The 23879-nt window shown below is 72.3% G+C and carries 20 protein-coding genes; 14 read left to right on the top strand and 6 right to left on the bottom strand.

What is annotated here, in order from left to right; all coding sequences use genetic code 11:
• Positions 1-49: 49 nt before the first annotated feature.
• Positions 50-490, top strand: coding sequence for a CopD family copper resistance protein (locus IE168_RS06390; protein ID WP_189496348.1), 441 nt, complete (start codon positions 50-52; stop codon positions 488-490).
• Positions 491-494: 4 nt separating this feature from the next.
• On the opposite strand, the gene IE168_RS06385 is transcribed toward IE168_RS06390, so the two are convergent.
• The gene (locus IE168_RS06385; protein ID WP_189496345.1) at positions 495-2525 is read right to left on the bottom strand and encodes a PQQ-dependent sugar dehydrogenase; all 2031 of its coding nucleotides are present in this window, start codon (positions 2523-2525) and stop codon (positions 495-497) included.
• Between the two features lie 127 nt (positions 2526-2652).
• Here IE168_RS06385 and IE168_RS06380 point away from each other — a divergent pair, with 127 nt between their 5' ends.
• Complete coding sequence (locus IE168_RS06380) at positions 2653-3864, top strand: NAD(P)/FAD-dependent oxidoreductase (RefSeq protein ID WP_189496343.1); 1212 nt, start codon at positions 2653-2655, stop codon at positions 3862-3864.
• 76 nt (positions 3865-3940) lie between these two features.
• Here the strand turns inward: IE168_RS06380 and rho are convergent, their stop codons facing one another.
• Both rho and trxA read right to left on the bottom strand, forming a co-directional pair.
• Positions 3941-5704 (bottom strand): transcription termination factor Rho, encoded by a 1764-nt coding sequence (gene rho, locus IE168_RS06375; RefSeq protein WP_189496341.1) that lies wholly within the window; start codon positions 5702-5704, stop codon positions 3941-3943.
• A 364-nt stretch (positions 5705-6068) separates the two neighbouring features.
• Positions 6069-6395, bottom strand: coding sequence for a thioredoxin (gene trxA, locus IE168_RS06370; RefSeq protein ID WP_229823177.1), 327 nt, complete (start codon positions 6393-6395; stop codon positions 6069-6071).
• Positions 6396-6617: 222 nt separating this feature from the next.
• On the opposite strand from trxA, the gene rhlB reads away from it, so the two are divergent.
• The 7 genes from rhlB to rpoH all read left to right on the top strand — a co-directional run bounded on the left by rhlB (position 6618) and on the right by rpoH (position 13434).
• Positions 6618-8393 (top strand): ATP-dependent RNA helicase RhlB, encoded by a 1776-nt coding sequence (gene rhlB, locus IE168_RS06365; protein WP_189496338.1) that lies wholly within the window; start codon positions 6618-6620, stop codon positions 8391-8393.
• A 172-nt stretch (positions 8394-8565) separates the two neighbouring features.
• Complete coding sequence (locus IE168_RS06360) at positions 8566-9258, top strand: cell division ATP-binding protein FtsE (RefSeq protein ID WP_189496336.1); 693 nt, start codon at positions 8566-8568, stop codon at positions 9256-9258.
• Entirely contained in the window at positions 9251-10198 is a 948-nt protein-coding gene (ftsX, locus tag IE168_RS06355; protein WP_189496334.1) for a permease-like cell division protein FtsX, read from the top strand. Before IE168_RS06360 ends, ftsX begins: the two co-directional genes overlap by 8 nt.
• A gap of 53 nt (positions 10199-10251) precedes the next feature.
• Positions 10252-11049: a response regulator gene (locus IE168_RS06350; RefSeq protein WP_189496469.1), complete on the top strand. Its 798-nt coding sequence runs from the start codon at positions 10252-10254 to the stop codon at positions 11047-11049.
• Positions 11050-11072: 23 nt separating this feature from the next.
• Positions 11073-11759 (top strand): uracil-DNA glycosylase, encoded by a 687-nt coding sequence (gene ung, locus IE168_RS06345; protein WP_189496467.1) that lies wholly within the window; start codon positions 11073-11075, stop codon positions 11757-11759.
• On the top strand, positions 11756-12454 hold the full coding sequence (locus IE168_RS06340; RefSeq protein ID WP_189496333.1) for a hypothetical protein: 699 nt from the start codon (positions 11756-11758) through the stop codon (positions 12452-12454). The genes ung and IE168_RS06340 overlap by 4 nt, the downstream gene beginning before the upstream one ends.
• Positions 12455-12555: 101 nt before the next feature.
• Complete coding sequence (gene rpoH, locus IE168_RS06335) at positions 12556-13434, top strand: RNA polymerase sigma factor RpoH (protein ID WP_189496331.1); 879 nt, start codon at positions 12556-12558, stop codon at positions 13432-13434.
• Positions 13435-13523: 89 nt separating this feature from the next.
• On the opposite strand, the gene zupT is transcribed toward rpoH, so the two are convergent.
• Entirely contained in the window at positions 13524-14333 is an 810-nt protein-coding gene (zupT, locus tag IE168_RS06330) for a zinc transporter ZupT (RefSeq protein ID WP_189496329.1), read from the bottom strand.
• Between the two features lie 145 nt (positions 14334-14478).
• Between zupT and IE168_RS06325 the strand changes: the two genes are divergently transcribed.
• Entirely contained in the window at positions 14479-15345 is an 867-nt protein-coding gene (locus IE168_RS06325) for an NYN domain-containing protein (protein WP_189496327.1), read from the top strand.
• A gap of 5 nt (positions 15346-15350) precedes the next feature.
• Here the strand turns inward: IE168_RS06325 and IE168_RS06320 are convergent, their stop codons facing one another.
• Positions 15351-17579, bottom strand: coding sequence for a primosomal protein N' (locus IE168_RS06320; protein ID WP_189496325.1), 2229 nt, complete (start codon positions 17577-17579; stop codon positions 15351-15353).
• A 441-nt stretch (positions 17580-18020) separates the two neighbouring features.
• On the opposite strand from IE168_RS06320, the gene IE168_RS06315 reads away from it, so the two are divergent.
• The 4 genes from IE168_RS06315 (at position 18021) to IE168_RS06300 (ending at position 23637) form a co-directional block, all read left to right on the top strand.
• Complete coding sequence (locus IE168_RS06315) at positions 18021-19508, top strand: DUF3106 domain-containing protein (RefSeq protein WP_189496323.1); 1488 nt, start codon at positions 18021-18023, stop codon at positions 19506-19508.
• 14 nt (positions 19509-19522) lie between these two features.
• Complete coding sequence (locus IE168_RS06310) at positions 19523-20887, top strand: MATE family efflux transporter (protein ID WP_189496321.1); 1365 nt, start codon at positions 19523-19525, stop codon at positions 20885-20887.
• A gap of 72 nt (positions 20888-20959) precedes the next feature.
• Complete coding sequence (sppA, locus tag IE168_RS06305; protein ID WP_189496319.1) at positions 20960-22855, top strand: signal peptide peptidase SppA; 1896 nt, start codon at positions 20960-20962, stop codon at positions 22853-22855.
• Positions 22852-23637 (top strand): SDR family oxidoreductase, encoded by a 786-nt coding sequence (locus IE168_RS06300; RefSeq protein WP_189496317.1) that lies wholly within the window; start codon positions 22852-22854, stop codon positions 23635-23637. Before sppA ends, IE168_RS06300 begins: the two co-directional genes overlap by 4 nt.
• On the opposite strand, the gene IE168_RS06295 is transcribed toward IE168_RS06300, so the two are convergent.
• Positions 23625-23849: a hypothetical protein gene (locus IE168_RS06295; protein ID WP_189496482.1), complete on the bottom strand. Its 225-nt coding sequence runs from the start codon at positions 23847-23849 to the stop codon at positions 23625-23627. The two genes, IE168_RS06300 and IE168_RS06295, sit on opposite strands and share 13 nt — an antisense overlap.
• Positions 23850-23879 lie beyond the last annotated feature (30 nt).

Here is a 23879-nt window from a genome sequence, read left to right as displayed (position 1 = left end):
TTGACCCGGGTCATGGCGTCGCGCCGCCGCGGCGCGCGACGATGGCGGCATGGGCCACTACGCCGTCATGCACGTCCTGCACCTGTTCGCCGCGTTCGTGTTCGTCGGCACGGTGTTCTTCGAGGTGCTGATCCTCGGGCGCGTGCGCCGGCACGTGCCGCGCAACGCCATGCACCTGGTCGAGGCCGGCATCGGCCGCCGCGCAAGCCGGCTGATGCCGTGGGTGCTGCTGGTCCTCTACGGCAGCGGGCTGGGCATGGCCTGGCGCTACCGCGCGCTGCTTGCGGACGCGCTGGAGGGCGACTTCGGCCTGCTGCTGGCGCTCAAGATCGTGCTCGCGCTCAGCGTCGCCGGCCACTTCATCGTAGCGATGTCGCTGCGCCGCAGGGGGCGCCTGGTGTCGTCCGTGTCCAGGCGCCTCCACCTCAGCCTGTTCTGGCACATGGTCGGCATCGTGCTGCTGGCCAAGCTCATGTTCCACTTGGGCTGAGGCCTCACTCCGCCGGCGAGAGCACCCAGGCCTGGCTGTCGATGCCGGTGCAGGTGGAGGCCTGGACCGCGCGGCGCATCGTGCGCGAATGGTCCATGCACAGTCCGGCCACGCGCAGTTCGCCCGCCTGCGTGGCGGTGAAACGCTGGGTGGCCGTGCCGCTGCAGGCCTGCAGCCGCAGCGCCGCGCCGTGGGTCGTGCCCGAGGCGGCTGCGCAGCGCTCCGAGGCCGGGTTGTACAGCGAGCCGTCGCCGCGCAGGATCCAGCGCTGCCCGGCGGCGCCGCTGCAGGGCCAGGCGGCGAGCGCGGTCCCGGCCGCGGGCGATGGCGCGTGCAGGCACTGCCCGGACAGCGTCGACACCCGGGACTCCACCGTGTCGCCGGTGCCGACGATGCGGTAGAGGGTGCCGGTGAGGCTGGCCAGGTACAGCTCGCCGTCGACGTCCTCGCCGAAGGCCACCGGCTGGCTGATGGTGCCGGCCGGGATCGGGTCCTCGATGCGCGGCTGGCCGGCGTCGAAGGTGATCGTGCGCACGGCGGTGTTGCAGTAGTCGGTGAAGAAGTAGCGCCCCGCCAGCGACGGGTAGGCGGCACCCCGGTAGACGCGGCCGCCGGTGATCGAGCAGTTGCCGGCGGAGTGGCTGGTGGTCACCAGCGGCTCGAAGTAGGCGCCGCTGCAGCCGGAGCTGTTGTACGGCTGGTCGCCCTCGTAGCAGCGCCAGCCGAAGTTGAGGCCGCCGCCGGTGCCGGCCGGGATGAAGTTGATCTCCTCGTAGGCGTTCTGGCCGACGTCGGCGATCCACAGGTCGCCCAGCAGCGCGTCGAAGGCGATGCGCCAGGGATTGCGCAGGCCCAGCGCGAAGACCTCGTCGCAGCCGGCGCCACCGGGGCCGTCGGCGTAGGCGTTGCCGGCCGGGATGCCGTAGTGCGCGCCGCCGGCGATGCTGCAGTCACGCCCGCCGCTGCCGTCGACATCGATCCGCAGCAGCTTGCCGAGCAGGCGGCCGGGGTTCTGCGAATTGTTCTGCGGATCCCCGCCGCTGCCGCCGTCGCCCGAGGCGATGTAGAGGTAGCCGTCGGGGCCGAACTGGATGTCGCCGCCGTTGTGGTTGCTGTAGGGCTGCTCGAACTCCAGCAGCACCAGCTCGGACGCGGGGTCGGCCACGTTCGCGTCCGTGCCCACCTTGAAGCGCGAGATGCGGGTGCGGTCGAGGCCGCTGCCGGGTGGGTCGAAGGTGTAGTTGACGTAGAACCAGCCGTTCTTCGCGTACTGCGGATGGAAGGCGAGGCCGAGCAGGCCCTGCTCGTTGCCGGAATCGTCGACCCGGTCCTGGATGTCCAGGAAGGGCAGCGGGCGCAGCGTGCCCTGGTCGATCACGCGGATGCGGCCGGGCTGCTCGGCCACGAACAGGCGCGCGTCGCCGGCGTGGGTGATGACCACCGGCTGCGACAGCCCGCTGGCGAACGGCTCCAGGGTCGCTTCCGACGGCGGCGGCGCGGGCGGCTCCGGCGGGCCGCCGCTGCCGTTGCGCACGGTGATCGCGAGCTGGCCGGCGCCGATGCCGTCGCCCAGCAGGTCGAGCTGCCCGTTGCTCGAATTGCCCGCGGCGTACAGCGTGACCGGGCCGTTCCAGGTCGGCGCGCGCCAGCGGAAGCCGAAGCTCACCGAGCCGCCGGAGAAGGCCTTAGGCTGCGTGTGCGAGATCTCGCCGCCGATCACGTGCACGTCCTTGCCCGCGGCATGGAAGCTGCCAGCGGCGCCCGAGGACGACACCCCCAGGCCGCCGGTGGCGCCGGGGCCGCCGCTGATGGTGACCGTGAAGTCGGCAATGGTGCCGGCATCGAGCACCTGCGGCCCGCTGATGGTGACCGTGGGCGTGCTGGCACCGGGCGCGTGGCAGGCGGCACAGGTGGCGCCGTTCTGCGTGGCGGGGTTGCCGGAGAAACCGTTGCGCCCGTGCAGGCTGGCATCGGCGCTGCCGAAGGCGAGGAGGGCGGCGACTGCGAACAGCGGGCGGGACAGGGTCTTGCGCATTGCGGAACCCCCGGGGCTGGCCGTGGCGAAAGGATCGAGTATTGCGCAGGGACCGTGCATCGTGAAACCGGGTTCACCACCAGCTTGTGCAGACTGCGCCGGGTTTCCTCCCCGCGGACCCCGGCACATGGACCTGAAGAGCGGCTACCCCTGGTGGGCGGTGAAGAACGGGCTGATGCACGCCTTTCCCCCGCTCGAGCGCGACCTTCGCTGCGACGTCGCGGTGGTCGGTGGTGGCGTCACCGGCGCGCTGATCGCCGACGAGTTCGCGGCCCACGGGCACGAGGTCGCCGTCCTCGAGCAACGCGACGTCGGCTGGGGCAGCAGCGCGGTGAGCACGGCGTTGCTGCAGTACGAGATCGACACGCACATGGTCGATCTGGCGAGGCGACACGGCGAGGCCGCGGCACTTCTCGCCTACCGGTCCTGCGTGGAGGCGATCGACCAGCTCGCGGCACTGGCCGCGCGCGTGCGCGACGTCGGCTTCCGGCGCTGCGGCAGCCTGTACTACGCGAGCAAGCGCCGGCATCGCGGCGCCCTGCGCGAGGAGTTCGAGGCCCGCGCCGCACGTGGCTTCGCGGTGGCGTGGCTTGATTCCGGCGACGTCCGGGACCGCTACGGTTTCGACGCGCCCTGCGCGATCCTCAGCCGGACCGGTGCCCAGGTCGACAGCTATCGGCTGGCGTTGCGCATCTTCGCGAAGCTCCGGGCCGCCGGCGTGCACGTGCACGACCGCACGCGGGTCGAGGACATCGTGCCCGACGCCCGTGGCGTGACCCTGCGCACCGACGCCGGCGCCACCGTGCGGGCACGCCACGTGGTCCTCGCCGCCGGCTATGCCGGCCAATCGTGGCTGCGGCAGCGGGTCGCGCGAAACCGCAGCAGCTACGCCTTCGTGACCGATCCCATCGCGCCGGAGCGGTTGGGCGCGCTGCGCCGCACGCTGCTGTGGGAAACCGCCCGGCCCTACCTCTACATGCGCAGTACGTCCGACGATCGCCTGCTGGTGGGCGGCGAGGACGATGCGATCGACGTCGCCGCGCGGCGCGACCGGCGGGTCGATGCCAAGGCCGGGCGGCTGCGGAAGCAGGTGGCGGCGCTGTTCCCCGACCTGCCGCTGGCGCCGGCCTTCGCCTGGGCCGGCACCTTCGCCGAGACCGCGGACGGCCTGCCGTTCTTCGGCCCGCATGCCCAGTACGGGCCGCGCGTGCACTTCGCCATGGCCTACGGCGGCAACGGCATCACCTACAGCATGCTCGGTGCGGGCCTGCTGCGGGCGCTGGTGGAGCGCCGGCGGCATCCGCTGGCGGAATTGTTCTCGTTCGCCAGGCTGGAGTGAAGCGCGAAGTCCCGGGCAGGCACCGCAATGAAAAGCCCCGCAAGTGCGGGGCTTTCCGTACGGCGACCCGGGCGGGTCAGCGCCGCATCGAGGCGAAGAACTCGTCGTTGGACTTGGTGGTCTTCATCTTGTCCAGCAGGAACTCCATCGCCGCCAGCTCGTCCATCGGATGCAGCAGCTTGCGCAGGATCCAGATCTTCTGCAGCAGCTCCGGCTCGATCAGCAGGTCCTCGCGGCGGGTGCCGGACTGGTTGACGTTGATCGCCGGGTAGACGCGCTTCTCGGTGATGCGGCGGTCCAGGTGCACTTCCGAGTTGCCGGTGCCCTTGAACTCCTCGTAGATCACCTTGTCCATCGCGCTGCCGGTGTCGACCAGCGCAGTGGCGATGATCGTCAGGCTGCCGCCTTCCTCCACGTTGCGCGCGGCGCCGAAGAAGCGCTTCGGCCGGTGCATCGCGTTGGCGTCGACGCCGCCGGTCAGCACCTTGCCCGAGCTCGGCACCACGTTGTTATAGGCGCGGGCCAGGCGGGTGATCGAGTCGAGCAGGATCACCACGTCCTTCTTGTGCTCGACCAGGCGCTTGGCGCGCTCGATCACCATCTCGGCGACCTGCACGTGGCGCGCGGCCGGCTCGTCGAAGGTCGAGCTGATCACTTCGCCGCGCACGGTGCGCTGCATCTCGGTGACTTCCTCGGGCCGCTCGTCGATGAGCAGCACGATCAGGTGCACGTCGGGATGGTTGTAGGTAATCGCGCTGGCGATCTGCTGCATCATGATCGTCTTGCCGGCCTTGGGCGGCGACACGATCAGCGAGCGCTGGCCCTTGCCCTGCGGGGCCATCAGGTCGAGGATGCGGCCGGCGATGTCCTCGCTGGACCCGTCGCCGCGCTCGAGCTTGAACTTCTTGCGCGGGAACAGCGGCGTCAGGTTCTCGAACAGGACCTTGTTCTTCGAGGCTTCCAGCGGCTCGCCGTTGATGGTGTCGACCACGTTGAGCGCGAAGTAGCGCTCGCCGTCCTTGGGCCAGCGGATGCGGCCGGACAGGTGGTCGCCGGTGCGCAGGTTGAAGCGGCGGATCTGGCTGGGCGAGATGTAGGTGTCGTCCGGGCCGGCCAGGTAGCTGGCCTCGGCCGCGCGCAGGAAGCCGAAGCCGTCCGGCAGGATCTCGAGCACGCCGTCGGCGACGACGCCCTCGCCGTGGCGGGTCAGCACCTTGAGCAGGGCGAAGATCACGTCCTGCTTGCGGGCGCGGGCCACGCCTTCGTGGATGTTCAGCTGCTCGGCGATGTCGAGCAGCTTCTGCGCCGGCATCCGCTTCAGGTCCGACAGCGAGTACTGCGGGAAACCTTCGGGGATGTTCGGCGGCGGCAGGCGGTTGGCCTGGTCGTTGTTCTCGGTCGGCAGGCCGTCATCGCGGCCGCCGCGGTCGCGCTGGCGGTCGCGGCGGTTCTTGAAGCGCTCGCGGCGGTTGCCCTGGCCCTGCTGCTGGCCGTGCTGGTGCTGCTGGCCGCCCTGCTGGCGGTGGCCGTTGTCCTGGCCGCCCTGCGGGCGGTCGCCGCCGTCACGCTGGTCGCCGTTGCCCGCCTGCTGCTGGGACGTCGCCGCGGGGGGCGCGGCGGGCGCGTCGGCGGCCGGCGCCTTCGGGGTCTCGACCGGGAGTTCGGCCTGTACCGGCTTCGAGGCCGGCTTCGAAGCCGTGCCCTCGGCCGCCGGCGGCGCGGCCGCGACCGTTTCGGACGAGGTGTCGGCAGCCTTGGCTGCGCGCGGCTTGCGCACGCGCTTCACGGCGGGCTCGCCGGAATCGGCAGGATTGCCGGAATCGGAAGGATGGTCTGACAAGTGCGGAACCTCGCTAGCTGCGAGCGCCCTGTGCGGGCGGCATGCGAATGGACTGAAGGGGTGTTGCAGAAGGTGCGGCGCGTCATGGGCGCGCCGGAGTGCTGCTGAAACTAGCATCCCCCGCGCCAGCCGGCAAGCGACCGCGCGGCCCGAACCCCTGCAGCAGCGGCTGTAGGAGCAGCTATAGCTGCGACCCGAGGACCCGAGGACCCGCGGACCCGAGGACCCGTGGACCCAAGGGAGCCGAGGACCCGTGGAGCAGAAGAACCGAGGAAGTGCGCAGCGTGATGATGCGGTCGCAGCTGTAGCTGCTCCTACAGCTGCTCCTGGAGTTGTTCCTGCAGTTGTTTTTGCAGTGCGGGCCTCAGAGGGCCTTGTCGATCATCTGCGCCAGGACGGGCTTGCCGACGGCGCCGATCTGGGTGGCCTGGACCTGGCCGTCCTTGAACAGCAGCAGCATCGGGATCGAGCGCACGTGGTACTTCAGGGCGGTGGCGCGGTTCTGGTCGATGTCGATCTTCACCACCTTGGCGCGTCCGGCGTATTCGCCGGCCAGCTCGTCCAGGGCGGGGGCGATCATCCTGCACGGGCCGCACCAGGGCGCCCAGAAATCGACCAGCACCGGTTCGCTGGAGGCGAGGACGGTGGCGTCGAAATCGGCGTCGCTGGCGTGGATGACGGCTTGGCTCACGGGGATCTCCTGCGTGGGGCGGCCGGCCCGGCTCCGGCGGGCGGAGCGGTTGGCGGCCGCGGTAACTGGTAAACTTGGGCGATTCGCGGCCATTTCAAGGGGCTGCCCCGTCGGAGGGGGTCAGTTTCGAAGGGGGGCTGGCCGCCGCGACATCCTCCACGGCAGTCTGCTTGGCTGCCGCCTTCCACGCAAGCGCGCCACGCCGCGCAGAACTTCCGACGAATGACCGACAAACCACTGACCGACGTCACTTTTTCTTCTTTCGACCTCCATCCGCGCCTGCAGGCCGGCCTCGAGGCCGCCGGCTTCACCCGCTGCACGCCGATCCAGGCGCTGACCCTTCCGGTCGCGCTCCCCGGCGGCGACGTCGCCGGCCAGGCCCAGACCGGCACCGGCAAGACGCTCGCCTTCCTGGTCGCGGTGGTGAACCGCCTGCTGACGCGCCCGGCGCTGGCCGACCGCAAGCCCGAGGACCCGCGCGCGCTGATCCTGGCGCCCACCCGCGAGCTCGCCATCCAGATCCACAAGGATGCGATCAAGTTCGGCCCGGAACTCGGCCTGCGCTTCGCCCTGGTCTACGGCGGCGTCGACTACGACAAGCAGCGCCAGCTGCTGCAGGAGGGCGTGGACGTCATCATCGCCACCCCGGGCCGCCTGATCGACTACGTCAAGCAGCACAAGGTGGTGAGCCTGCATGCCTGCGAGGTCTGCGTGCTCGACGAGGCCGACCGCATGTTCGACCTCGGCTTCATCAAGGACATCCGCTTCCTGCTGCGCCGCATGCCGGTGCGCACCGAGCGCCAGACCCTGCTGTTCTCGGCCACGCTCAGCCACCGCGCGCTCGAGCTCGCCTACGAGCACATGAACGAGCCGCAGAAGCTGGTGGTCGAGACCGAGACCATCACTGCAGCGCGCGTGCGCCAGAAGCTCTATTACCCCGCCGACGAGGAGAAGCTGCCGCTGCTGCTGGGCCTGCTGTCCCGCGGCGAGGGCGCGCGCACGATGGTGTTCGTCAACACCAAGGTGTTCGTCGAGCGCGTGGCGCGGGCGCTGGAGCGCGCCGGCTACCGCGTCGGCGTGCTGTCCGGCGACGTGCCGCAGAAGAAGCGCGAGAGCCTGCTGAAGAAGTTCCAGGCCGGCCAGCTCGAGATCCTGGTCGCCACCGACGTCGCCGCCCGCGGCCTGCACATCGACGGCGTGAAGTACGTCTACAACTACGACCTGCCCTTCGATGCCGAGGACTATGTCCACCGCATCGGCCGCACCGCGCGCCTGGGCGAGGAGGGCGACGCGATCAGCTTCGCCTGCGAGCGCTACGCGATCGGCCTGCCGGACATCGAGGCCTACATCGAGCAGAAGATCCCGTCCGAGCCGGTGACGCCGGAACTGCTGACCGCGCTGCCGCGCAAGCCGCGCGAAGGCGTGGAGGTCGATCCCGCCGAGGGCGAGAGCGTCAGCGAGATCTTCCGCGAGGCGCGCGAGCAGCGCGCCGCCGACGAGGCCCGCCGCGGCGGTGGCCGTCGCGAGGGTGGCGGTGGCCGCTCGCGCGGTCCGCGCAGCGAAGGTTCCGGCGAAGCCCGCCGCGAGCGTGGTCCGCGCAAGCCGCGTGCGCCGCGCCCCGAAGCTGCGGCTGTGGAAGGCGTGGCCGTCGAGGATGCCCAAGCGGTCGACGGTGCGGCCGCCACGCCCGCCGCGCCCGGCTCCGCTGCCGCCGTCCCGGCTGCCGAAGGCGAGCGCGCACCGCGCAAGCGTCGCCGCCGTCGCGGCGGCCGCCGCGTCAATGGCGAAGGCCAGCCGGCGCAGGACGGCCAGCAGCCGCGCGCCGAGGCCGGCGGACAGCCGCGGGCGCCCCGTCCCCCGCGTGAACCCCGCGCGCCGAAGCCGCAGCCGGCGGCCCAGCCCGCCGCGCCCGCGCAGGAGAAGTCGCCGTCGCTGTTCGGCCGCATCGGCCAGGGCCTGCGCAAGCTGGTCACCCGCGCGCCGCGTTCGCAGCACTGACCGGCGCGAGCATGGCCACCGCCGCTGAAGAGGCGGCGGTGCCCCATGCGCGAAGCGCCGTGGCGGCAACCGGAGCCCGCTGCTGTCCACCCGGGCGCGGACCGGGCCCGCGTCTGGTTCGATCGTCCCCACCGGGCGATACTCACGCTTCCCCCTGACACGAGCCCCCGCGATGCCGCCGGTCCTGCGCTTCGACAATGTCTGCAAGCAGTATCCGGGCGGGCACGTCGCGCTGCAGGACGTGAGCTTCAGCGTCGATGCCGGCGAGATGCTCTTCGTCACCGGCCATTCCGGGGCGGGCAAGAGCACGCTGCTGCGGCTGATCCACCTCTCCGAGCGCCCCAACCGCGGCGCGGTGCTGTTCGGCGAGCGCAACCTGCTCAAGGTCCGCGGCGGCCGGGTGGCGATGCACCGCCGCGAGGTCGGCGTCGTGTTCCAGGACCATCGCCTGCTGGCCGACCGCAGCGTGCACGACAACGTCGCGCTGCCGCTTGTGCTGCGCGGCATGCGCCGCGGCGAAGCCGGGCGGCGCGTGCGCCCGGTGCTCGAGCGCCTTGGCCTGGGCGCGCGCGGCAACGCGCTGCCGGGCGCGCTGTCGGCCGGCGAACAGCAGCGCGTCGGCATCGCGCGCGCCGTCGTCGCCGAGCCGCGGCTGCTGGTGGCCGACGAGCCCACCGGCAACCTCGACCCCACGCTCGCCGCCGAGATCATGGCGCTGTTCGCCTCGCTGCCGGAGCAGGGCACCAGCGTGCTCGTGGCCAGCCACGACCTCGGCCTGGTCAAGCGCATGCGCAAGCGCGTGCTGGTGCTCGACCATGGCCAGCTGGCCGACGACATCGCGCCGGAGGACCTGGCCGATGAATGAGCCCATCGCACGCGCCAGGCCGGCGTCGCGTTCGCGCCCGGGCGCCTGGATCGACCACCACGCCTACAGCGTCGTGGCGAGCCTCGGCCGCCTGTTCCGCCGCCCATGGTCGACCGTGCTCACCATCGGCGTGATGGCGGTGGCCCTGGCGCTGCCGCTGGGCCTGTGGCTGGTGCTGTCGAACGTCGAGCGCTTCGCCGGCGACGTGCAGGCGTCCCGCCAGCTCACCGTGTTCCTGCACCAGGCCACCGATGAGACCCGCGTCGCCGGGCTCGCGGACGAGCTGCGTGCGCGCGCCGACATCGGCGACGTCGAGCACCGCACGCCGGCGCAGGGCCTGGAGGAGCTGCGCGAACGCAGCGGCCTCGACGAGGCCATCGATGCGCTGGGCGAGAACCCGCTGCCGCACGTACTGGTGGTGACCCCGGCCGGCGACGAGGCCCTGCTGGCCGACTCGCTGCGCACCCTGCCCGAAGCGGAGCTGGTGCAGCACGACGCGGTCTGGCGCCAGCGCCTGGACGGCTGGCTGCGCTTCGGCGGCCGCGTGGCCTGGGTGCTGGCGGCGCTGCTGGGCCTGGGTGCGCTGCTGGTGGTCGGCAACACCGTGCGCCTGGACATCCAGTCGCGGCGCGAGGAGCTGGGCGTGCTGCAGCTGCTCGGCGCCAGCGACGGCTTCATCCGCCGTCCCTTCCTCTACCTCGGCGCCTGGTACGGGCTGGGCGCCGGCGCGCTCGCGCTCGCCCTGCTGACCGCCGCCGGGGCCGCGCTGCGGGCGCCGCTGGCCGAACTGGCCGCGAGCTACGGCAGCAGCTTCGCCCTGCAGGGCTTCCCGCCGCGCCAGGCACTGGCGGTGATCGCCGGCGCCACCGTGCTCGGCTGGCTCGGCGCGGGCGCGGTCACCGGGCACTTCCTGCGCCAGACGCGACCCACGGAGACCTGAGCGTGTCCGGGGCGACCGATATCCGGCACCTCGAGGGCGCTGCGCCGCGGATCATGGTCGCCGACGGCTCGCGCCTGGTGCGCAAGCTGATCGTGGACGTGCTCAAGGCGCAGCTGCCGGGCGCCGACATCGTCGCCTGCGCCGGGCTGGCCGAAGCCCATGCCGCGCTGGCCGCCGCGCCCATCGACCTCGCCACCACCTCGCTGGTGCTGCCCGACGGCGATGGCCAGCAGCTGGCCCAGGCCGTGCGGGCGACCGCCGGCCAGCGCTACGTGCCGGTGATCGTGATCTCGGGCACCGCGCAGGAGCACCTCGAGGGCCGCCACTTCAGCGACGACGTCACCGACTACTTCGACAAGTCGCACGGCCACCGCGCGCTGGCCGAGTTCATCCGCGGCTACGTGCAGCCGGCGCCGATCCCGGGTGCGCGCGTGCTCTACGTCGAGGACAGCCGCACCGTCGCGCTCGCCACCTCGCGCATGCTCAAGGCGCAGCAGATGGAGGTGGTGCACGTGACCAGCGTCGAGGCGGCGCTGGAGGTCCTGCACGGGAACCTCGCCGCCGGCGAAGGGCCGGGCGTCGACCTCGTGCTGACCGACGTCTACCTCAAGGGCGAGCTCGACGGCGGCGACCTGGTGCAGGCCATACGCGGGGAATTCGGCTGGTCCAAGCGCCGGCTGCCGGTGCTGGTGATGACCGGCGACGCCAATCCCGCCAACCAGGCCGCGCTGCTGCGCGACGGTGCCAACGACCTGGTGCTCAAGCCGATCGAGGAGCGGCTGCTGGTGACCAAGGTGCTGTTCCAGCTGCGGCTGTCGCGCCTGGCGGAGCCAGGGGGCGCTGGCGCGTGAGCGGTGCGCTCGACCGGGTCCGCATGGAAGCGTCCTGGAAGGCCAGGGTCGGGGACTGGTTCGAGCGCGAGGACATGCAGGCGCTGTCGGCCTTCCTGCGCGCGCGCCAGGCCGCAGGCGCGCGGATCTTCCCGCCCGGCCCGGACATCTTCGCCGCCTTCGATGCCACGCCGTTCGAGCAGGTGCGCGTCGTGGTCCTTGGCCAGGATCCCTACCACGGTGCGGGGCAGGCGCACGGGCTGAGCTTCTCGGTGCGCCCGGGCGTGCGCGTGCCGCCCTCGCTGGACAACATCTTCAAGGAGATCCAGCGCGACCTCGGCATCGCCCGCCCCGACCATGGCTGCCTGCTGCCCTGGGCGCGGCGCGGGGTGCTGTTGCTCAACGCGGTGCTGACCGTGGAGGAAGGCCGCGCCGGCTCGCACCAGGGCAAGGGCTGGGAGGGCTTCACCGACCACGTCGTCGAGGTGCTCAACCGCGAGCGCGAGGGCCTGGTCTTCATGCTCTGGGGCAGCTATGCCCAGGCCAAGGGCAAGGTGATCGACCCGCAGCGCCATCGCGTGCTGCGCAGCACCCATCCCTCGCCGCTGTCCGCGCACCGTGGTTTCCTGGGCTGCGGGCACTTCTCCGCCGCCAACGATTACCTGGCCCGCCGCGGAGGCGGCCCGGTCGACTGGTCGCTGCCGCCGCTGTCGGGGCTGGAGCCGCAGTGAGCCGGCCACCGCTTCTTATATCGCTCCACCTGCCGAAGACCGCGGGGACCAGCTTTTCCGACACGCTGCGCGCCGCCCATGGCGCCGGCTACCGCGACGACTACGCCGACCTGCCGATGCAGCACGGTGCCTGGACGCGTCGCCGGCACGCGCTGCGGGCGGGCCTGGCCTTGCGCGGGCGGCTGCCGGAGGCCACCTGCATCCACGGTCATTTCCTGGCGTTGAAGTACCGGCTCGCGCTGGGCGCGCGCCCTGCGCTGTGGATCACCTGGATGCGCGAGCCGGTGCAGCGCCTGGCCTCGCACTACGCGTTCTGGCTGCGCGACTACGACGGCCGCGATCCCGCCCAGCCGCTGCGCAACCGGATGCTGCGCGAGCGCTGGTCGTTCGAGCGCTTCGCGCTGGGCCCCGAGATGCGCAACGTCTACCGGCAGTACCTGTGGGGGGTGGATCCGGAGCGCTTCGACTTCATCGGCATCACCGAGCACTACGACGAGGACCTGGGCTGGCTGGCTCCGCGCATCGGCGGCGAGGCGGTCGCGTCGACCGCGCTGGTGAACGCGGAGCGCGGAGGCGAGGCCTATCCGGTCGATCCGGGACTGCGGGCCCGGATCGAACGCCACCATGTCGGCGACCTTGCTCTGTATCGCTGGGCGCTCGAGCGGCGAGGACGTCGTGGGGTTGGTCTTCTGTAGAATTCTGGCGGCTGGTTGTCCTTGCTTGTTTCATTAATGGAACATTACGGAACTTCCCGGCCTGCCCTCGGTCTCACGGAGCCACTGCTAGAATCATCGACATGACTGCAAGCACCCACAGCTATCCCCTCGTCGCCAACAACCTCCCGGTGCCCAGCGCGATCGGTTCGCTGGACGCCTATATCGGCGCCGTGCACCAGATCCCCGTGCTCACGGTGGAGGAAGAGCAGGCACTGGCCCGCCGCTTCCACGAGTCCGACGACCTGGGTGCGGCGCGCGAACTGGTGATGTCGCACCTGCGCTTCGTGGTCCACGTCGCCCGTGGCTACAACGGCTACGGCCTGCCGCTGGGCGATCTGATCCAGGAAGGCAACATCGGCCTGATGAAGGCGGTCAAGCGCTTCGACCCCGACGTCGGCGTGCGCCTGGTCTCGTTCGCGGTGCACTGGATCCGCGCCGAGATGCACGAGTACATCATCCGCAACTGGCGGATCGTCAAGGTCGCGACCACCAAGGCGCAGCGCAAGCTGTTCTTCAACCTGCGCAAGAGCAAGAAGCGCCTGGGCTGGCTCAACGCCGAGGAAGTGCGCGCGGTGGCCGCCGACCTCAACGTGTCCGAGCGCGAGGTGCTGGAGATGGAGTCGCGGCTGTCCGGTCGCGACATCGGCTTCGACATGTCGGCCGACGATGACGACGAGCGCGCGCCGCCGGCGCCCGCCGCCTATCTCGTCTCGCGCGACGAGGATCCCTCGCAGGCCTACGAGCGCGAGGACAGCGCGTCCAGCCAGCTCGAACTGCTGCGCGAGGGACTGGCCAGCCTGGATGCGCGCTCGCGCGACATCGTCCAGCGCCGCTGGCTCGATCCCGACAGCAAGGTCACGCTGCAGGAGTTGGCCGACGAGTACGGCGTCTCGGCCGAGCGCATCCGCCAGGTCGAGGCCAATGCGCTGAAGAAGATGAAGGCGCTGTTCGCGGCCTGATCGCGCGCTGCGCGCGACGGCGGACGGCCCGGGAGACCGGGCCGTTCTTCTTTATTCCGGGAGCGGCCGCGCGCGGGCGTCAGCGCTGTTCACCACTTGAACAGCACCAGGCTGACGGCGAGCACGCCCATGCCGCTGACCAGCCCGTAGACGGTCTCGTGCCCGCGCGCGTAGCGCTTGGCCGCCGGCAGCAGTTCGTCCAGGGCCAGGAACACCATCACCCCCGCGATGATGCCGAAGACGCTGCCGAACACCGCGTCCGACATCCACGGCCGCAGCAGCGCATAGCCGATGATCGCGCCGAGCGGTTCGGCCAGGCCCGACAGCAGGCAGGCGCCGAAGGCATAGGCCCTGTTGTGGGTGGCGAAGTACACCGGCACCGCGATCGCGATGCCTTCGGGCACGTTGTGGATGGCGATGGCGAAGGCCAACGGCATGCCGACGCCCGGGTTCTCGAGCGTGGCGAAGAAGGTGGCCAGGCCCTCGGGGAAGTTGTGCACGGTGATCGCCAGCGCGGTCAGCAGGCCGACGCGCTTGATGTAGGCGGCGTTGTGCTCGCGGAAGAAGGGGTCGTCGACCTCCAGCCGCTCATGCGGGTTGGGCACCAGGCGGTCGACCAGCATGATCAGGCCGACGCCGCACAGGAAGGCAAACGTGCCGAGGCTGAAGCCCATGCGGTCGCCATAGCCCTGGCTGAAGGAAGCGATCGACTTGTTGAGGATCTCCGACAGCGAGACGTAGACCATCGCGCCGCCGGCGAAGGCGAGGCCGAAGGCGAGCAGGCGCGCATTGGGCTGCTTCTGGGTGAACACCAGCAGGCCGCCGACGCCGGTGGCCAGGCCGGCCGCCGTGGTGACCAGCAGCGCGACGAGGACGTTGGTGCTGGCGATCTCGATCATGCGTTGCGGGCTGCCGGATATGGGAATGCGGAAGTGCTGGCCTGGGCGCGTGCCGCGGTGGCCGGCCTGCCGTGCACAAGGTATCCGAACGCTGCGCTATTGTGCGCGCATCGCGCCGACGCGGCGCCCGGAAGGATCCAGCCGCATGGCCGACACCGAGAAGCGCATCGCCCTGCTGATCGACGCCGACAACGCCCCGGCGTCGAAGATCGAGGTGATCCTCGCCGAAATCGCGCGGCACGGCGTCGCCAACGTGCGCCGCGCCTATGGCAACTGGAAAAGCCAACACCTGGTGGGCTGGGAAAAATGCCTGCACACCTGGGCGATCCGGCCGATCCAGCAGTTCGCCTACACCAGCGGCAAGAACGCGTCCGACATGGCGATGGTGATCGACGCCATGGACCTGCTGTACGCGGGCAACCTCGACGGCTTCGCCATCGTCTCGTCCGACGCCGACTTCACCCCGCTGGTGATGCGCCTGCGCAACGACGGCGTGGCGGTCTACGGCTTCGGCCAGGAGAAGACGCCGCAGCCCTTCGTGCGCGCGTGCTCGACCTTCCTGTACCTCGAGAAGCTGGGCGAACCGGACGGCGACGACGACAGCGCGCCGGCCGATGCGCCGTCGCCGGCGCAGCTGCAGCACGACGCCGACCTCGTGCGCCTGCTGCGCGGCGCGATCGACGCCACCCAGGGCGAGGACGGCTGGTCGAAGCTGGGCGCGGTCGGCAGCCACATCGGCAACCAGGGCTCGTTCGACTCGCGCAACCATGGCTACCGCAAGCTCAGCGACCTGATCGAGGCCATCGGCCTGTTCGAAGTGCGCCGGCAGGGGCAGGTGATCGAGGTGCGCAGCCGGCGCGGCCGCGGTCGCCGGCAGTCGCCGGACGCGAAGTCGAAGCCCGAGGCCGCCAGCCCGGCGACTGACGGCGGCAAGGTGGCGAAGACGGCGAAACCTGCCAGGCGCGCGTCCACGTCCCGGCCGTCCAGGTCGAAGCCGGTGGCCGGCGACTGAGTGAGTCAGTAGAGGTCCACCGGATCCACGTCCAGCGACCAGCGCACGCGCCTGGCTTCGGGCAGCGCGTGCAGGCCGGCGATGACGGCGCCAAGCACCGCATGCAGGGCCGGCCGGCCGGGCGATGACAGCACGAGCTGCGCGCGGTGCATGCCGGCGCGGCGCGGCATCGGCGCGGGGACCGGTCCCGACACCATCAGCGCGCGCGCCTGTGCCGCGGGCAGCCGTTCGCGGGCGGCCACGCAGGCCGCGGCCGCGGCCTGCAGGAAGGCGTCGGGCTGGCCGGCCTGCTGCGCTTCCGCGCGCAGCATGGCCATGTGCGCGAACGGCGGAAAGCCGGCCGCCTCGCGCTGGCCGAGCTCGGCGTCGGCGAAGGCGCGGTAGCCGCCGCCGACCAGCACCTGCAGCAGCGGGTGCTCCGGGTGGTGGGTCTGCAGCAGCACCTCGCCCGGCCGCTCGGCGCGGCCGGCGCGGCCGGACACCTGGATCAGCAGCTGGGCCAGCTTCTCGCTAGCGCGGAAGTCGGCCGAGAACAGGCCCTCGTCGATGCCGACCACGCACACCAGCACCAGCTTGGGCAGGTCGTGGCCCTTGGCCAGCATCTGCGTGCCGACGAGGATGCCCGGGCCGTCGCCGAGCTTCGCCAGTTCGCGCGCGAGGCCGTCGCGGCGGCGCGTGCTGGCGCTGTCGATGCGCAGCACCGGCACGTCGCCGAAGCGCGCGGCCAGCAGCTCCTCGATGCGCTCGGTGCCCACGCCCTGCGGCTGCAGGGCGAGGCTGGCGCAGTCGGGGCAGGCCATCGGCACCGGCCGCCGCGAGCCGCAGTGGTGGCACTGCAGGCGGCGGCCGCCGGCGTGCACGGTCATCGGCACGGGATGCTCGGCGGTGCTGCAGCGCGGGCAGGCCGCGCTCCAGCCGCAGTCATGGCACAGCAGCACCGGCGCATAGCCGCGGCGGTTCTTGAACACCAGCACCTGGCCGCCGCCGTCCAGCGCGGTGCGCACGGCCACGAGCAGTTCTTCCGACAGCCCCGCGTGCAGCGGCCGCTTGCGCACGTCGTGCACGCGCACGCGCGGCGGCCTGGCGTCGCCGGCACGGCTGCGCAGCTGCAGGTGGGCGTAGCGGCCGGCGCGCGCGTTGTGCAGCGTCTCCAGCGATGGCGTCGCGCTGCCCAGGACCACCGGGACGCCGAGCGCACGGGCCCGCACCAGGGCGACGTCGCGCGCGTGGTAGCGGATGCCGTCCTGCTGCTTGTAGCTGCCGTCGTGCTCCTCGTCGACCACGATCAGGCCGGGCCGGGGCAGCGGCGCGAACACCGCCGAGCGCGTGCCCACGATCACCTGCGCCTCGCCGCGCCAGGCCGCGGCCCAGCTGCGCGCGCGCTCGCCGTCGGACAGGCCCGAATGCAGCGCGTGCACCGGCACGCCCAGGCGCGCGCGGAAGCGCGCCAGCATCTGCGGCGTGAGGCCGATCTCCGGCACCAGCACCAGGGCCTGGAGGCCCTGCGCCAGGCAGCGCTCGGCGATCGCCTGCAGGTAGACCTCGGTCTTGCCGCTGCCGGTGACGCCCTCGAGCAGTACCGGGGCGAAGCCCTCGGCGGTGCGCAGCGCCTCGAGTGCCGCGGCCTGCTCGGCGTTGGGCGCATGGCCCATCAACGCCGGTGCCCCGCCGGCCTGCGCGGGGCCGTCGAGCACGACGCGCTGCGCAAGGCCGCGGGCCTCCAGGCTGCGCGCCGCCGGCCGCCAGCCCTCGACCAGGTCATCCAGCAGGTCCTCGGAGACGGCGGCACCGCGGATCGACTCGGCCAGGCGGCGGGGGCGGCCTCCCTGGCGCAGGCCGCCGACCGCGCCCTGGCCGGCAGCAGTCAGCACCCAGGCATGGACGGCCGTCTCCGGCACCGGCTCGCCGCGGCGCAGCGCCGCGGGCAGGGCGGTGGACAGCACTTCGCCCAGCGGTGCGTGCAGGTAGCGGGCAAGCCACTGCGCGCTGGCCAGGAGCTCGCCGTGGAGCAGGGGCTCCGGGTCAAGCCAGGCCAGCGCCTCGCGCAGGGCGGGCGCCTCGCCGTCGGCCGGGCCGGTGGCGGCCACCACGCCGACCAGTTCCCGTGGCCCGAACGGCACCCGCACGCGTCGGCCCACGTCCCCGGGCACCGCCCCGACGCCCGCGGGCGCGCGGTAGTCGAACAGCCGCGGCAGGGGCAGCGGCAGGGCGATCTTCAGGACGGGAACGGGCATCGGGAGAGTCTAGCGAGTCGCCGTGGACCCACTTGCGTCGGTTGCAGCCCAAAGCTGCCTTGCAAACTACGATTCGTCTGCAAGTCACGGACCTGAAAGGATATTCAGCTTATCCACATGATCTGTGGATAAGTCTGTGCATGGCCACGCCGGGACATGCCGCAAGGCCCGTGAAAGCGGCCCTTCCGCCGCTTTGGCTAAAAAATGACCAAACACCGTATTTCCAGTGTTTTCAAGGACTTGCTCGTGAAACATGAGTGAAGCATTGCTCCACGCCAGCGTGAACCGTGGATCCATGACATCCGCATGACCGCTGTGAACAACCTTCGCCGGCCGCGGATGGGCGCGGGAAGGCCATGGAACGCGAACTGTGCGTTCCGTCAAGCCCGGTGCGTGTGTCCGCGACCGCTATGATGGCGCCGTGCCTGCGCCCGCCCTTCCATGACGTCCCGACGCCCCGCCGATCCTTCCGACGCCCCGGTGTCCACCGCGCTTGGCGCCTTCCTCCGCGGCGTGGAGCGTCGCGGGCTGGTCTTCGCCTGGCTGCTTTCGGGCTCCCGCGGCACGGGTGCGGCGGCGCTTGAATGGGCGCTGGAGCGGTTCCGGCGCGAGGCCGGCCGGGTCGGCTTCGGTGACTGGCCGCGACATTTCTGGGCGCTGCTGCTGGCCGCGCCGGCGCTGCGGCGGCCTCCGGCCGACCCGCGCTGGGCGCCGGGCTTCGAGTGGCTGGCGGGCATCGGCCATGGCCCACGGGCGGCCTTGCTGCTGCGGCTGGTGGCGGGACTCGCCGAATCGGACGCCGCCACCGTGCTCGGGATCGCGCGGCCGACCTATCGCCTGGGCCTGCAGCGCGCACTGCCGCATCGCGCCGACGGCAGCGCCGACGTCGAGGCCTGGGAAGCGCTCGGCCGCGCCGCGCAGGAACTGGTCCGCGACCTGCCGCCCGAAGCGCCGGCCGCCGGGTCCGACCCCGAGTGCCCGGACGGAGACGAGGCGGGGCCTTCGACGGCCGGGGCGCGGCGCCCCGCGAGCCGCGGCGTGCGCGCGGCGCTGGGGCTGGTGGCCCTGCTCACCGTGCTGGCGCTGGGCCTGACCTTCCTGCCGCTCGACCGCCTGCCCGCAGGGCTGGACGAGGCGCCCGGCCACATCCTGGCCGAGCCGCTGCCCGAGGCCGAAGCGCCGGCCGGCCGCTATGGCGACGACGATGCCCTGGCCCTGCATCCCGACCTGGCGCTGCTGCTGGACGCCGCCGATGCGGACGCCGCGGCCGCTGATCCCGCCTTCCACGCCTGGCTGCTGGCCGAGGGCCTGGCCGAAGACACGGACGAGGCGCCCGCCGGCGCCGCGCCGGTGCCGCTGCCGCCAGCGCCGGCGGCCGCCAGGCAGGCGGATGCCGCCGCCGCGCGCCCGGCCGACAAGCGCCTGGCCGGCCTCGGTGCGGCGGCGCGCCGCGACCTCGCCGTGCAGCGCGACCGCTGGGACGCGCTGCCCTGGGCCGAGCGCGGCGAGCGCCGCGAGCGCTGGCTGGCCTGGCGCGACCTCGCCGCGCCCGAACGCGCGGCGCTGCGCGGCGCCGCGGCGCGCTTCGCGGGCCTGCCCGCGGACGAACAGGCCGCACTGCGGGCACGCTTCGACGCCCTGGACGCCAGCGTCCGCCACGGCTGGCTGCTCGGGCCCGACCTGGGCGCCGACTACCCGCGCCTGCACCCGCTGATCGCGCAGGTGCCGGAGGACGCGCGCGCGACCGTGCTCGACGCCCTGCGCGGGCTCGATTCCCAGGCCCGCGACGACCTCGCGGTGCTGGCGGCACGCACCCCGCCGCAGTCGCGCGCCGGCCTGCGCGTGGAGTTGCTGGCCACCCCCGCCCCGCAGCGCGCCCGCTGGCTGCGGCGTCGGGTCGCCCCGCCGACCGGCGCCAGCGGACCCTGACGGCAGCCACCCGCATGTCACCATCCCACCAGCCCGCACGCCTCACCGGCGAAGTGCGCGCCACCGCGATCCTGGCCGCGCCGCTGGTTGCCGGACACGTCGCCACCGGCCTGATCGGCTTCGTCGACAGCGTCATCGCCGGCCGCCACGGCACCGCGACCCTGGCCGCGGTGTCGGTCGGCACGGCGATGTTCTGGCTGCCGATGATGATTCCGATGGGCACGCTGATGGCGCTGCCGCCCTCGGTGTCGCAGCTCGACGGCTCCGGCCGCCGCGACGGGATCGCGCCGCTGTTCCGGCAGTCGCTGTGGCTGGCGCTGGGCCTGGGCCTGCTGCTGTTCGCACTGCTGAGCGTGGCGACCGCCGCGCTGGCGCCGATGGGCATCGCCGAGGACATCCGGCCCGGCGCGCGCGCCTTCCTGCACGGCATCCGCTGGGGCGTGCCGGCGCTGACGCTCTACTACGCCATGCGCTACCTCAGCGACGGCCTGCACTGGACCCTGCCGACGATGCTGTTCGGCTTCGGCGGGCTGCTGCTGCTGGTGCCGCTGGGCTACGCCTTCGCCTTCGGCCGCTTCGGACTGCCGGAAATGGGCGCGGGCGGCCTGGGGCTGGCCTCGGCGCTGATGATGTGGGCGCAGGCCCTGGCCTTCGCCACCTATCTCGCCTGCTCGAAGCGCTTCGCGCCGCTGGGGCTGTTCGCCCGCTTCGAGCCGCCGCGCCGGGTGCCGATCCGCGACCTGCTGCGCACGGGCCTTCCGATCGGCGTGACCGTGGCCATGGAGGGCGGGCTGTTCATCGTCACCACGCTGCTGATCGGCCGCTTGGGCCAGGTCGAGGCGGCCGCGCACCAGATCGCGATCAACGTCGCCAGCCTCTGCTTCATGATCCCGTTCGGCCTGGCCGAGGCGACCACGGTGCGCGTGGGCCACGCGCTGGGCGCCGGCGGCGGCCGCGACGGCGTGCGCCGGGCGACGTACGCCGGCCTGGCCCTGGTGCTCGGCACCCAGGCGGTGTCGGCCCTGGTGCTGGTGCTGGGCCACGACGCGATCGCCGCCATCTACACCGCGGACGCCGCGGTGGCGACGCTGGCCGCCTCGCTGCTGCTGTTCGCGGCCGCGTTCCAGTTTCCCGACGGCGTGCAGGTGCTGTCGGCCGGCGCGCTGCGCGGGCTCAAGGACACGCGCGTGCCGATGCTGCTGGCCGCCTTCGCCTACTGGGCGGTGGGCATGGCCACCGGCGCCTGGCTGGGCCTGGGGCTGGGCATGGGCCCGCGCGGGATGTGGATCGGGCTGATCGCGGGCCTGGTGGTCGCCGCGGTGCTGATGGCGGCGCGCTTCCTGCGCACCACCGGCCGCCTGCCCCGGACGGCGCAGTGACCAAAGGCGGGTGACGGCGCTCGGCGCCAGCGGTGATACTGCGCCATCGCATCCTCCGTCTCCGGTTGTCCCATGTCCGAATCGCCCCGCAACGCCCCGCGCCGCCGCGGTCCCATCGCCCGCGTCGTCGTCGGTGCCTGGGATGCCCTCGACTTCACCCGCCGGCTGGTGTTCAACCTGCTGTTTCTGGTGCTGCTGGTGGTGGTGCTGGTCGCGATCTTCAGCGCCGAGCGCGCCAAGCCGCTGCTGGACCGCACCACGCTGGTGATCGCGCCCGAGGGCGCGCTGGTCGAGCAGTTCAGCGTCGACCCGGTGGGCCGGGCCTTGGGCAAGCTCAGCGGGCAGGACACGCCCGAGGTGCGCCTGCGCGACCTTTTGCGCGTGATCGAGAAGGCGGCCGACGACAAGCGCATCGAACGCGTGCTGTTGCGCACCGACCGCATGGCCTTCTCCGGTTACGCCTCGATGCGCGAACTGGCCGACGCCATCGCCGCGCTGCGCGAGGCCGGCAAGGAAGTGATCGCCTATGGCGACTACTTCGGCCAGGCGCAGTACCTGCTCGCGGCGCAGGCCGACGAGGTCTACATGGATCCGTACGGCGGCCTGGTGCTGGAAGGCATCGGGCGCTACCGCCAGTACTACCGCGAAGGCCTGCAGGACAAGCTCGGCGTCGACATCCACCTGTTCAAGGTGGGCGAATACAAGTCCGCGGCCGAGCCCTACGTGCTCGACGCCGCCTCGCCCGAGGCCAAGGAAGCCGACCTGTACTGGATGAACGACATCTGGCAGCGCTTCGTGGGCGACATCGCCACCGCGCGCGGCCTCGATGCCGGCGCGCTGGCGGCGGCGGTGGAGAGCCTGCCGGCCGGCGTGCAGGCCGCCGGCGGGGACCTCGCGCAGCTCGCACTCGACCAGAAGCTGGTCGACGGCCTGAAGACGCTGGAAGAAGTGCAGCTGCTGCTGGCCGAGCGCGGCGAGGCCGACGAGGACAGCGACAGCGGCGTGCGTGAGATCGCCTTCGAGGCCTACCTCAAGCACGTCACCAGTCCGGTGGCGGCCGCCGACACCCGGCCGCAGGTCGCGGTGGTCGTGGCCGAAGGCCAGATCATGGGCGGCGAGCAGAACCCGGGCAGCGTCGGCGGCGAGTCGACCTCGGCCCTGCTGCGCGCCGCGCGCGAGGACGACGAGGTCAAGGCGGTGGTGCTGCGCGTCGACTCGCCCGGCGGCGAGGTCTTCGCCTCCGAGCAGATCCGCCGCGAGATCGTGGCGCTGAAGGCCGCCGGCAAGCCGGTGGTGGCCTCGATGGGCGACCTGGCCGCGTCCGGCGGCTACTGGATCAGCATGGACGCCGACGCGATCTACGCCGACCCGTCGACCATCACCGGCTCGATCGGCATCTTCGGCATGTTCCCGACCATCCCGCGCACCCTGGAGAAGATCGGCGTGCGCACCGACGGCGTCGGCACCACGTCGTTCGCAGGCGCGTTCGATCCGACGCGGCCGTTGCAGCCCGAGGTGGGCGCGGTGATCCAGAGCGTGATCGACAAGGGCTACCGCGATTTCACCGGCAAGGTCGCCGCCGCGCGCGGGCGCAGCGTCGAGGAGATCGACGGCGTGGCCCGCGGCCGCGTCTGGAGCGGCGCGCAGGCGAAGGAGCGCGGGCTGGTCGACGAGTTCGGCGGCCTGCGCGACGCGCTGGCCAACGCCGCCTCGCGGGCAGAGCTGGGTGATACCGACGCCTGGGGCGTGAAGTACATCGAGAAGCCGCTGACGCCGTTCGAGAACTTCGTCGCCGGCATGGCCGAGACCCGCACCGGTGCGGCGCTGCTCGCGCGCAGCGGCCTGGCCGAGGGCCTGCTGCTGAGGGCGCTGCCCGGCGTCGCCGGCGACCTGCGCTTCATCGAGCAGGCCATGTCCCGCGACGGTCACCCGGTGAAGGCGGTCGCCCACTGCTTCTGCATGCCGTGAGCGGTACAGTCCGCTCGCGCTGGCGACTGGACGGACAGCTGGCGCTGGTGACCGGCGGCAGCGCCGGCATCGGCCGCGCCATCGCCTCCGAGCTGCTGGGCTTCGGCGCGCGCGTGCTGATCGCCGCGCGCGACGGCGACGCGCTCGAGGCCGCGCGCGAGGAGCTGCTCGACGAGCATCCCGACGGCGACGTGCGCGCGCTGATCGCCGATGTCGCCGACGACGAGCAGCGGCGCGAGCTGCTCGACTGGGTCGAGGACCAGGGCGAGGGCCTGCACATCCTGGTCAACAACGCCGGCGGCAACCTGAGCAAGGCTTCGGTCGACTACACCGAAGACGAGTGGCGCGAGATCTTCGAGGTCAACCTGTTCAGCGCTTTCGAGCTCAGCCGCTACGCGCACCCGCTGCTCGCCCAGCACGCGGCCAGCTGCATCGTCAACGTCGGCAGCGTCTCCGGCGCCACCCACGTGCGCACCGGCGCGCCCTACGGCATGAGCAAGGCCGCGCTGCACCAGATGACGCGCAACCTCGCCGTCGAATGGGCCGAGGACGGCGTGCGCGTGAACTGCGTCGCGCCCTGGTACATCCGCACCCGCCGCACCTCGCCTGCGCTCGCCGATCCCGACTACCTCGACGACGTGCTGCTGCGTACGCCGATGGGGCGCATCGGCGAACCGGAGGAAGTGGCGGCCGCGGTGGCCTTCCTGTGCCTGCCGGCGTCGGGCTACGTCACCGGCGAGTGCATCGCGGTGGACGGCGGGTTCCTGCGCTACGGGTTCTGACGGCGCGGCAGCGGTTCCTGCACCGGAGCGCCGCGATCGCGCGGTGGCAGGACCGGCTCGGAGGGACGCCCGGGATCCGGATCGATCGGCCGATCGGGCTCGGGATCCTTCGGCTGGTCCGGGACCGGATCGATCGGCTGGTCGGGGACGGGGTCGCGGGCGGGGTGGGGCGCTTGCCCCGGTATGTCGCGCGGCTCGGGTCTGGTGGCCATCGGTCGCTCCACGAGGAATGGTGCAGCGAT

Origin of the sequence: Luteimonas padinae (assembly GCF_014652935.1) — a bacterium.
Classification (GTDB): domain Bacteria; phylum Pseudomonadota; class Gammaproteobacteria; order Xanthomonadales; family Xanthomonadaceae; genus Luteimonas; species Luteimonas padinae.
Note: the sequence above shows the minus strand (reverse complement) of the source record. Positions and strands in the feature narration are given on the sequence as shown.